The 10,691-nt window shown below is 66.1% G+C and carries 10 protein-coding genes; 8 read left to right on the forward strand and 2 right to left on the reverse strand.

The window, feature by feature from the left end; all coding sequences use genetic code 11:
* Positions 1–17: 17 nt before the first annotated feature.
* Positions 18–401 (reverse strand): hypothetical protein, encoded by a 384-nt coding sequence (locus tag E8M80_RS15735; RefSeq protein WP_137126659.1) that lies wholly within the window; start codon positions 399–401, stop codon positions 18–20.
* Between the two features lie 65 nt (positions 402–466).
* On the reverse strand, positions 467–1,051 hold the full coding sequence (locus tag E8M80_RS15740) for a sigma factor (RefSeq protein WP_137126660.1): 585 nt from the start codon (positions 1,049–1,051) through the stop codon (positions 467–469).
* Positions 1,052–1,345: 294 nt separating this feature from the next.
* On the opposite strand from E8M80_RS15740, the gene E8M80_RS15745 reads away from it, so the two are divergent.
* From E8M80_RS15745 to E8M80_RS15785, 8 genes are all read left to right on the forward strand, one after another.
* The gene (locus E8M80_RS15745) at positions 1,346–2,074 is read left to right on the forward strand and encodes an ImmA/IrrE family metallo-endopeptidase (protein WP_137126661.1); all 729 of its coding nucleotides are present in this window, start codon (positions 1,346–1,348) and stop codon (positions 2,072–2,074) included.
* Positions 2,074–2,355 (forward strand): helix-turn-helix domain-containing protein, encoded by a 282-nt coding sequence (locus E8M80_RS15750; protein WP_137126662.1) that lies wholly within the window; start codon positions 2,074–2,076, stop codon positions 2,353–2,355. The genes E8M80_RS15745 and E8M80_RS15750 overlap by 1 nt, the downstream gene beginning before the upstream one ends.
* Before the next feature lie 11 nt (positions 2,356–2,366).
* Positions 2,367–3,038 carry a hypothetical protein gene (locus tag E8M80_RS15755; protein WP_137126663.1) on the forward strand — a complete coding sequence of 224 codons (672 nt, stop codon included), beginning with the start codon at positions 2,367–2,369 and terminating at the stop codon, positions 3,036–3,038.
* A 283-nt stretch (positions 3,039–3,321) separates the two neighbouring features.
* Positions 3,322–3,828: a DUF2924 domain-containing protein gene (locus tag E8M80_RS15765; RefSeq protein WP_137126665.1), complete on the forward strand. Its 507-nt coding sequence runs from the start codon at positions 3,322–3,324 to the stop codon at positions 3,826–3,828.
* Positions 3,825–5,177: a recombinase family protein gene (locus tag E8M80_RS15770; protein WP_137126666.1), complete on the forward strand. Its 1,353-nt coding sequence runs from the start codon at positions 3,825–3,827 to the stop codon at positions 5,175–5,177. Before E8M80_RS15765 ends, E8M80_RS15770 begins: the two co-directional genes overlap by 4 nt.
* A gap of 68 nt (positions 5,178–5,245) precedes the next feature.
* Positions 5,246–5,551, forward strand: a complete 306-nt coding sequence (locus E8M80_RS15775) for a hypothetical protein (protein WP_370287453.1) — start codon at positions 5,246–5,248, stop codon at positions 5,549–5,551.
* Positions 5,552–5,657: 106 nt separating this feature from the next.
* Positions 5,658–8,831 (forward strand): helicase-related protein, encoded by a 3,174-nt coding sequence (locus tag E8M80_RS15780; RefSeq protein ID WP_137126668.1) that lies wholly within the window; start codon positions 5,658–5,660, stop codon positions 8,829–8,831.
* Between the two features lie 415 nt (positions 8,832–9,246).
* Positions 9,247–10,665, forward strand: coding sequence for a hypothetical protein (locus tag E8M80_RS15785; protein ID WP_137126669.1), 1,419 nt, complete (start codon positions 9,247–9,249; stop codon positions 10,663–10,665).
* Positions 10,666–10,691: the final 26 nt, after the last annotated feature.

The following is a 10,691-nucleotide window of genomic DNA, read 5'->3' on the forward strand; positions in this document are numbered from 1 at the left end:
GCGGGAGGGTTTTCCCATCACGCGGCCTCCCGGCCAAGCAGGTCGGCCAGCACGTAGCCGGCCGCGCTGCGGGCACTCAGCGGCCGAGGCCGGACGACCAGCAGATAGGCGCAGCGCCCTTCGGCGACGCGGCGCTGCACGGGATGACCGAGGCCGGCTTCCGCCATCGCCCAGACGCGCCGCGCGACGGCTTCGAGATCCTCGCGGCGCTCTGGCGGCAGCTCGGAGGCGACCTTGTCGCGATCGCGGGCGAGCAGGCCGATGTGATAGACGATGGCATCGCCGGGCGACGCATCGGCGTAGCGGTCGCACAGCCCATTCTCGGTCAGCACGACGTCAAGCAGATCCTCGATGCCCAGCAGGATCTCGCTCGACAGCAATTCGGGGGATGTGAAGCGCATCGTGTGGGGCTCCCTTCGACGCGTGGTGCTCACTTTGTTATTTACGGATGTGCGCGAAATCCTTCTCACGGCCCCGATTGCATCGGCGCCGTCGCACGCACGGATGCCGCTGCCGCAGGGCGGACACCGAGCGCGCGAAGCCAGCAGCGCAGGTCGTGGAGCTCGCGATAGAAGGTGGCGGGAGAGACAGCACCGGCGTCGCGCGCCGCTGCGACATCACGGTGCAGGATGATCCGCCGCAACAGCGCTCGCGGTGCCGGCGGCAGATCCTCGCCGACGCGCCCGAATGCGATGCCGATGTCGGAATCTGCCTGCGGCACCACGAGGGAACTGCGGATGTCAGCAGCGAACTCGCTATCGAGGGACACGCACGCCGGCGGCGATGGCTGCCGCGCGCGATCGATGACCGCACGCCGCGCGAGCACGGCGACGAAGGTGGTCCAGGACGCCCGCGTGACGTCGTAGCGCTGGCCCGCCTCAAGGATGACCAGCAGGATGTCCTGGGTCAGGTCCTCCCGGTCCTCCCGGGGCAGGCGACGCTGCCGGGCGAAACGCGCGGCGTGGCAGCGAGCCGCCGCCAGAGCCACGCGGACCTGACGTTCGTCCCATTTTTCAGGAAGATTCGCCTGCGACTTCTGTTTCTCTCTCATCCCACGGCCCTTCCGGCTCGGTTGATTGCGATGAGCCGAGATCAGCGCCGCGGTAGGGGGTGCGGCTAGGGCAAGGGGGTGCGCAGGGGTGCGCTGAACACTTCCACTGATCCCCGCACCCCATAACGAATCAATGCACTAGCACTCACCGTCAATCACTTACGCACCAGGGGGTGCAGGGTGCCCGCGACCACCGCACCCCCTCTCGCCGAGAGCGCTGGACTCTCCTGTGGGCAGGAACATACAGTGAACTTACTGTTGCCCAATCATCTCTAAACCAGGGACCTGGTTCCTATGTCCATCGCGATCGCCTATCCCGCAGCCGCTGCGCTCAGCCCGCGCCAGGACGCAGCTGCCCCAGCCATTCGTACTGTCGCCGCCCAGGTCCGGCGCCAGATCCCACGCGAGCCTGACAGCCTTGCGCTCACCCTTCCGGCACTGATCGATGCCTGTCGCGCGGTCGAGGTGAACGAGCAGCGCCTGTCCGTGTCCTGGGAACTGGGCCGCGCGCTGCGCGACGAGTTCGGCCACACGGTGCTCGGCCTCTGCGACATCGATGCGCACGAACCGGGCTGGGCCTACATCGCGGTCAATGGACCGATGACAGCCAATCGCCCTGACCTGGCGCTGAGCACGGCGGCGCATGAGCTTGGCCATCTGCTGTTCGACGTGCCGGCCGCGCTGGCCAGGGGAGACCAGCGCTATCACGCGGTGGCCAGTTCCCCGCGGGCGCTCGAACGCCAGGGTCGTGGCGCTGAAGCGCGCGCCAATGAATTCATGGGCGCCCTGCTGGTGCCGCCAGTGCCGCTGCACACGCGGTTGCTGGCCTATGCGCGCAGCGAAGGGCTGCGGCTTTGCCGCGGGCCGCACCAGGGCCGGCCGGCCAGTCCGATCGTCGCAGCCGGCAATCCGCCCGATGTTCTCGCCGGCGTGCTGGCGGCGCTGGCCGGCGATTTCGGTGTGTCGGAGCGGTTCATCGCCGTGCGCCTGTCTCGCTACGGCCTGGTGGAAGGAGACGCGTGATGGCGTTCGGCGATGTGGTGCGCGCCCGGCGCACGGAACTCGCGATAGGGCTCAACGATCTGGCCGAGCGGATGGGGATCTCCCCCGGCTACTGGTCTCGGATCGAGCGCAATCTCGACAAGCCACCGAGCGACGAGGTGGTCCAGCGCGCCGCGGCGATCCTTGGCATTCCGCTCGACGCGCTGTTTGTCGAGGCAGAGCGCCTGCCGCCCGACATGCGCAAGGACATGGGTCGCGTCGTGCTGGCCTATCGGCGCCTGCGCAGCATGCGTGCGGGCTGACGGAGGTCGCGATGGCAAATCCGCCGAAGAAGAAGGTCTTCTATCAGATCGACGAAGTGTGCCAGCGGCTCGGGCTGTCGCTGCTCGACATGTCGGTGTTGGTATCCGAGAGAAAGATCCAGCTCTGCACCGCGGTGGCTGGCTTGCTGGTTGAGGACGGGCACCACGAGGTCGCGCTTGATGGCGATGCCGCGCCGTTCCCTGATGACCGCCGTCGTGTTCAGGGCCTCGTCGACCTGAAGCCGGACGATGCGTGGTTCGTTCTGCGGCATGGATCGCAGACGATTTTCTGGCTGGCCGCCGAGCCGGGTTTCTATCGGCGCCTGGTCAGCACGAGCGAAGAGGATCGCGGCTACACGGTCATCCGTGACGAGGTCGGTGTGCGCCACGAGGAACTCGCGCGCTACGCGGCCACCGAGGAAGCGCTGCATAACATCGCGCTTGGCCCGAAGGCCGGAGGACGCGGCTCGCAGCCGATTTATGACTGGGATGCGGCTCGGCTCGAGGCGTGTCGGCTGATCTACTTCGAGGGCGTGCCCGACTCCTTTGGCGCTCTGATCCGGCACGTGCAGGGCTGGTTTGCTGAGAAGGGCGGCAGGGTGCCCGACGAGAGCACGATGAAGCGTCGGCTGCGCGATGTCTGGGCCATCTTCGGGTCGGAGGCAAAGCGGAAGGCGGCGTGATCGGGGTGCTTCGCGTGGTGCCGTGAGAACGGCACCACCCCAAATCCGTACATAACAGGCAGGACCATGCGTGTTGGATCGCGATGCCCCTGCCGAACCCGACCAATCACCACCTCCCGCCCCACCTACGCGAGGTCTGCGATCTTCTCGCCCGCGGCCTGCTGCGGCTCCGCAGCCGCGCTGCCGAGGAAGCGGCGCGGGGTGCGGCGGACCGGGGAGAGCGGTTGCTACACTTCCCGGCCGCCCAGCGCCTGCATGCGAACCGGACCACCCGGAGAGACGCATGACGCGCGCCACGAAGCCCAAGCCCGCCACCCCGCCGGCGTTCGCCGCCCCCGCCATCCCGCCCGCCGACGTGCTCGGCCGGCTTGCCTCCCTGAAGACCGCCGCCACGCCGGCGCTGAAGCAGCAGTGGCGGGAGCTCTTCGGCACCGAGCCGCCGCCCTACAACCGGCGCTTCCTGGAGAGCCGGCTCGCCTACCGGATCCAGGAGCTGGCCTACGGCGGCCTGAAGCCCGAGACGCTGGCCCGCCTCGAGGCGCTCGGTGAGCAGCTTGATGGCGGTAAGGTCACTGTCCGCCGCATGCGCGGCGACGAAAAGCCGATCGCCGGGACGCAGCTGATCCGCGAGTACCAGGGCGTCGAGCACGTCGTTACAGTGACGCGCGCTGGCTACGAGTACCAGGGCCGCCCCTACCAATCGCTCTCGGCCATCGCCCGCGCCATCACCGGCACGCGCTGGAACGGGCGCGTGTTCTTCGGGCTGCGCCCGAGCCGGAGCGCGGCATGAAGCGCGACGCGAAGCCGGCCGGCGCGATGCCGGCGACCGTGCGGAAGCTGCGCTGCGCGGTCTACACCCGGAAGTCGAGCGAGGAAGGGCTCGACATGGAGTTCAACTCCCTCGATGCCCAGCGGGAGGCGTGTGAATCCTATATCGCGTCTCAGCGCGCCGAGGGCTGGGTGCTGGTGCGCGAGCGCTACGATGATGGCGGCATCTCCGGCGGCACCCTCGAGCGCCCCGCCCTGAAACGCCTGGTCGCCGACATCCAGGAGGGGCTGGTGGATGTGGTGGTGGTCTACAAGATCGATCGCTTGAGCCGCTCGCTGGTTGACTTCACCAAGCTCGTCGAGGTGTTCGACGCGAACAGCGTGACCTTCGTCTCGGTCACGCAGTCGTTCAACACGACGACCAGCATGGGCCGGCTGACGCTGAATATCCTGCTCAGCTTTGCGCAATTTGAAAGAGAGGTCATCGGTGAGCGCATCCGCGACAAGGTGGCGGCGTCGCGCAAGCGGGGCATGTGGATGGGTGGGTTCGTCCCCCTCGGATACGACGTGCGTGAGCGTAAGCTGCTGGTGAACGACGCCGAGGCCACGCTGGTGCGGCGGATCTTCCAGGGGTTCGTCGAGACGGAGTCGTGCACGAAGCTGGTCCAGGTGCTGCGCGCTGAGGGCGCCACGACGAAGCGGGGCCGGCCGCTGACGAAGAGCGACGTCTATCGGATCCTCAGCAACCGCGTGTACTTGGGCGAGGCAGTGCACAAGGGCACGGCCTATCCCGGCGAGCACGATGCGATCGTGAGCCAGGCGCAGTGGGGCGCGGTGCACGCCGTCCTGCAGGTCAGCCCGCGGGTGCGGGTTAACCGGTCGCGGAACACGACCGCGCCGCTGCTGCGCGGGCTGATCTACGACAGCGACGGTCGCGCCATGTCGCCGAGCCACAGCCGCGGCCGGGGCGGGCAGATGTACCGCTACTATGTCAGCCAGGCGGTGCTGAAGGGCGGCGCGACGGAGCGGCCGGCGATCCCGCGGGTCCCGGCGGGCGAGATCGAGGCGGCGGTGGTTGCGCAGGTCCGCGCGCTGCTGCGGCAGCCGGAGATGGTGGTCGGCACCTGGCGCACCGCGCGCACGACATCGCCGGGCGTCACCGAGCAGGAGGTGCTGCTGGCACTGGAGCAGATCGAGCCGCTGTGGGACGAGCTTTTCCCCGCCGAGCGGGCGCGCATCGTGCGGTTGCTGGTGGACCGCGTCGACGTCCGGGCCGAGGGCGCCGCGGTCCGGCTGCGGCTGGACGGGCTTGGCAGCCTTGTGCGGGACCTTGCCGCCCAGGCACCCGAGGCCGGGAGGGTCGCAGCATGAGTGGGGCAGCGCACACCCTCACCGTAATCGTCCCACTTCGGGTGAAGCCACGGGGCGGGCGGAAAGCGATGGTCACGCCCGGCGTGCTGGCGCTTGAGCAGCGCCAGGACATTACGCTCATCAAGGCAGTGGCGCGGGCGTTCCGGTGGCGGCGGATGCTGGAGTCGGGGCGGTTCGCCACCATCAATGAGCTCGCCGCGGCAGAGAAGATCAACTCGTCCTACGTCTCGCGGGTGTTGCGGCTGACGCTGCTGGCGCCGGACATCGTCGAGGCGATTCTGGATGGGCGGCAGCCTGAAGGGACGACGCTGCCGGCGCTGATGCAGCCGTTCCCGGTGGATTGGGAAGGGCAGGCCGGGAACGTGCGGACATGATAACGAAGGGCACCGTGTCCGCTTCCAAAGTTCAGGCTGCCATCCAGAAGAGGCGCAAGTAACCGGATAGTTGCAGAGTCGCGGTGTTTCTGGCGATCATAGCGTCATGCCGGATACGACAGGATCTCATGTGAACAGCGACGTGTTCGTGCGAGGAATGCTCGTGCGGCTCATTGGCGATCCCCAGCGCTTTGGCGCGTTCCAGGATGTCGTTGTTCGTGCAGGCCGCTCCTTCGGCAGGGTTCAGTTTCCATCCGGGGTGAGTACTGTCCCGCTCGACCAACTCGAACCTCTGCCGACAGCGAGCGAGGAGCCTATAGAGTTCTTGCGCTCAGGTAGGTTCAGCGAGCCGGCGCGGCTTCGGCAAGTCCTCGCACACATCCGGCTGGCTGGTCGCCTCGCAGACGTCATTTACAGCATGGAGTCGACGAACACGGACTTCCATGCACACCAATTTAAGCCGGTGTTGAAGATGTTGTCGTCGCCAACCGGCAGCCTTCTCATTGCTGACGAGGTTGGCTTAGGAAAAACGATCGAAGCAGGACTCATCTGGACAGAGTTACGCGCGCGCTTTGACTATCGACGGGCACTCATTGTTTGTCCAAAAGTCCTGTGCAGTAAGTGGGAAGCCGAGCTTTCCGGCAAATTTGGGCTCGATGCCCGCGTGTTATCTGCTGCCGAACTTCTTGCTCTCTTGCGCGATCGCGACCGCTGGTCCCGAGGCTTCGTCGCCGTGTGCAGTCTGCAAGGTCTTAAGCCGCCAGCACGATGGGAAGACGAGACCGACCCAATGTTTGGGCGCGCCTCCGCTGAGCTTGCCAGGTTCATGCGCGACCGCGCAGACGACGAACCGGTGTTCGACATGCTTGTCGTGGATGAGGCCCATCATCTCCGAAACCCTGACACCCAGAGCAATTTGCTCGGCCGGCTGCTCCGACCGCTAGCACAGCACCATGTGTTCTTGTCGGCGACGCCGATCCACCTCAAGAGCCGCGACCTTTTTTCACTTCTAGCACTGATCGACCCGGAGACCTTCCGACACCCGACCGCGCTTGACGAGATCTTGGACGCCAACCGACCGCTGATCGAGGCAAGGGAAGCAGCACTCCGCGGACGACCGTCCGGTGAAATCCGCGCGCTGGTGTCAGAGGCCGCGCGGCACCGGCTGCTTGCAGGGACGCAGCAAATTGCAACTCTCCTCAGCGATCTGGACCGACTGCCCGACCCAATTCCACTGGCTGAGCGTGCTCGCCTTGCCGGGCGTCTCGAAGGGGCGAACCTGCTTGCGAACACTGTGAACCGCACGCGGCGCCGTGATGTCCAGGAGCTTCGTGTTGTCCGGCGTGTGAGCGCGCACCGGGCCGAGATGTCGCCGCTAGAGCGGGAAGCTTACGACGCAATCACGGCCGAGGTGCAGCAGCATGCTTGGCGACGCGACGTCCCTGCTGGCTTCCTGCTCGCCACACCGCAAAGACTTCTCGCTTCTTGCCTGCCCGCGGCTGTCGACCACTGGCGGCGACACATCGTAGACGCCGAGGCCGAGGATGAGGACATCGCTGCAGAGAGCGACGTCGACACAACGTCAGAGATCGGCCTCAAACCTCTTGTAGAACGCCTCGCTCGCATCTGCGCCAGCCTGCCGCCTGGAAGGGAACTGGAGCGGCACGATACGAAGTTTGCCACCTTCCTCGAGGTCCTGCGCGAGTTCTTCGCGTCGGATCCCGAGGAAAAGGCCGTTGTATTCTCGACATTCCGCCCGACGCTCCGCTACCTGGCGCGTCGCCTGGAGCAAGCCGGCATCCACTGTGAGACCATCCATGGCGGCACGACGGAGCGGGACGCTGCCATCTCGCGGTTCGAGTCCAATCGTGAGCTGAGGGTTCTGCTGTCTTCCGAGGTGGGAAGCGAAGGCATTGATCTCCAATTTTGCCGCACGGTAATCAACTACGACCTACCCTGGAATCCGATGCGTGTGGAACAGCGGATCGGCCGTGTTGACCGACTAGGTCAAGCGGCCGACGCTGTGACAGTCATCAACCTCATGCACCGCGGCACCATCGACGACGAAATTTACCGCCGCCTCTACGAGCGATTGGGCATCTGTGAACGCGCCCTTGGCGGCTTCGAGGCCGTGCTTGGTGAGGAGATCGCAAAGCTAACCCCAGAGCTGCTCACGGGGGCGCTAACACCCGAACAAATATCGCAGCGGATCGACCAGACGAGCCAGGCGATTGAGAATCGCCTCAAGCTCGAAGAGGAGTTGGAAGGCGAGGCAGCGGCGCTAATCGCCCACGGCGATCACGTCCTCCGCTCGATTCATACGGCGCATGAGATGCATCGCTGGATCGGTGCTCGCGACCTGGCACGCTACCTGAGTGACGCGCTTGCGGCCTTGTACCCTGGAAGCGCTATCCGCGACCTCGACCGCGAGGATACCTACGAGATTCGGCTAACCTCTGAGGCTCGCGCCGCCTACGTGGACTGGCTGCAGGCAAGCCGCCTGCCGACAGGTGGCAGAGTCGAGCGTGAGACCGGATCGCTTGTGTGCCGCTTCGGACGCCCGATTGCAGGCCAGCGGCGCGTTCGTGCTGTGGAGACAATCACACAGACACACCCTCTGGTCCGCTTCGTCGCAGCCCGGGTCGCGGAGACCGATGCTCCGAAGCTACGACCAGCGGTCGCCGCGCGGATCAGCTCGGAGCGAGTTGGCGCTGTGGCCCAGATCTCCCCCGGCCGCTACACAATCCTCGCAATGCTCTGCCGCTTCGGTGGTCAGGTCGAGCAGGAGCGCATCGTATATGGCGGCTTCGCTCTATCGGACGGGACTGCGTTGGCGGACGACGATGCCGAGAGGCTCCTGCTAATTGCAGCAGAAGCCGGCACGCTGTGGAGCGAAGCTGACGCCCTTCTCGACACCACCGCCCTCGCAGACCGCTGCGAGTCCGACCTCCTTGAACGGCTGACCGAGCGCTTCCTGCAGGAGAAGGCGACGCGCAAGGCCGAACAAGACGACCGTGCAGCCATTCAGTTGCGCACACTGGAACAACGTCTCGGCGCGGAACGTGGGCGGCTCATGGCCCTCATTGATGGTCAACGGCGGGAGATCAACAGCGGAAGCTCACGCGCCCGCCGCCTCACCGGTATCCTGGCAGCCAATGAGGGGAAGCTTAAGCGTTTGGAAGAGCGCGCGACGATCCGGCGTGCCGAGATTGAGCGTGGACGAATGCAGACCGCGCAGGCTGAGCAACTGGCAGTGGCGATTGTCGAGGTTGTGCGATGAGCGCCAGTGACGCCACAGCGGTCGCCAGTTGTGCGACACAGTCGGCGGGCTGAGCCAGATGTCGGGGCTTTTGCGATGGATCGGGCGGTTCTTCAGGTCCGATGAGCCTTCGGCTCCCAGGGCGCCGCAACAGCCTGAGTTGGCGAACTCGCGCGGAAGACAACCTAATTCGTCTACGACCAAGGATTCGCCGGGGGGGCACCCAGCGCCGACACCCCAGATCGCTCCCCAAACTGTATTCCCTCGATCGCCCGTCGCTGAGGCCCGGCATGCTCGGCCGGCGGGCAGTAGCGGCAGCGTTCATCCGGGGATACCGAAGGCAGCGACGACTGCCGGCGGCGCAAATGCAAAGCGTCCACAGGCGGCGGGACCGTCCACGCCCTCGCTCAGGGGCCAGGCGATCCCGGCCAGCGCTATGGCTCCGCCGCGTCCACCGAGCGATCGCGAGAAGGAAGCTGAGGCGCGCAGGCTCGCCGCGAAGATCGAGGCATTACCAGCGGAGATCGAGCAGCGCGCGCGCGAGCTAGCCTCGGCATGCCGCGCGACTTCTGATGATGTTGTCGAACTCAACAAGCGCCTCGCAAATGGTGCGACCCCTGTCTCGCCAGCGGCTTCCACCCGGCGTGGGATCGAGATCGTCTTGGGCGTGGACTTCGGTACCAGCAGCACGAAGATCGCCGCGCGCTTGCCCTACGAGGCGGGCTCACCCGTTTACGCTGTCCCTGTGCCGCCCTTCGCACAGGCGGAGGAACACCCCTATCTTTGGGCATCGCGGCTTTGGCTCGCGTCTGATGGTCCGTTCTCTCTTTCGCCCCTGCCGGGCGCTGCTGTTTCTTGCGCCTTGAAGGCAGGCTTGATGTCGAACCCGCCTGCCCCGGTCATGGGGACCGTGGCGGCACGGGCGAACGCAGAAGAAGCGGCCTGCGCGTTCCTAGCGCTACAGGTCAGGCAAGCGCGGGGCTGGCTGGCGACCGAACGGGCCATGCTTATGCAGCGGGGCCGAATCACTTGGTCTTACAATTTCGGCTTTCCCGCCGCCTCACTGAACAATGGTGGTCTCCGCAATCGCTACCAGCGGTGTATCGCCGCCGCACTCTCGCTGGCCGACCAACCCGTAGCTGTAACTCTCGCCGCTACGCGTGCAGCTTTGGCTGCGGTGGTGGGTTCTGAGACAGAGCAGCTTGAGCGCGCGCAAGCAGCGCTTGTCCCCGAGATCGCGGCGGCTGTGTCCGGCTTCGCCAACTCCACCATGCTGGATGACGGGCTTTACGCCATCGTCGACGTAGGGGGCGGCACGGTGGACTGCTGCACCTTCAACCTTTTCAAGGGACGCGACGGTGCGGCGCGCTGCCCCATCTTCGCGGCGGAGGTGGCAATGCTCGGGGCCGAGGTCTGGCAAGGTTGTGCGGACGATCCGACGCTGGCGAACTATTTCCGCTGGGATCTCGACCGCCGGCAACGCAGTGTGATCTGGGGAACCAAGCGGAACCGAGACCCGAAGAGCGAACGGTGGGTGCAGGGTCTGCCTGTATTCTTTGTGGGCGGCGGCATCCGGTCGGCTGTGCATCAGGCCAGCACTGGCAGCCTCGACGCCTGGCTGCGGCGTCACAGCCAGGACGGCGGCGGCGTCCGCCTGATGCGGCTGCCGCCTCCGGAAAATCTTGATCATGCGCTGTGCAACGCCACAGAGGTGCATCGCCTGGCCGTAGCGGTCGGCTTGAGCCTGCCAGCGGTAGACATGCCTGAGGTGGCGCTACCAGACGAAATCGAGGACGTCGAGCGACGCCGGCGGCGAGACGACGACGGGCGGTTTGTTGGCAAGGAGCAGGCCTGACGTGGAGGCGGCCCCGATCAGCCAAC

The organism is Roseomonas sp. HF4 (genome assembly GCF_005222755.1).
Lineage (GTDB): Bacteria > Pseudomonadota > Alphaproteobacteria > Acetobacterales > Acetobacteraceae > Neoroseomonas.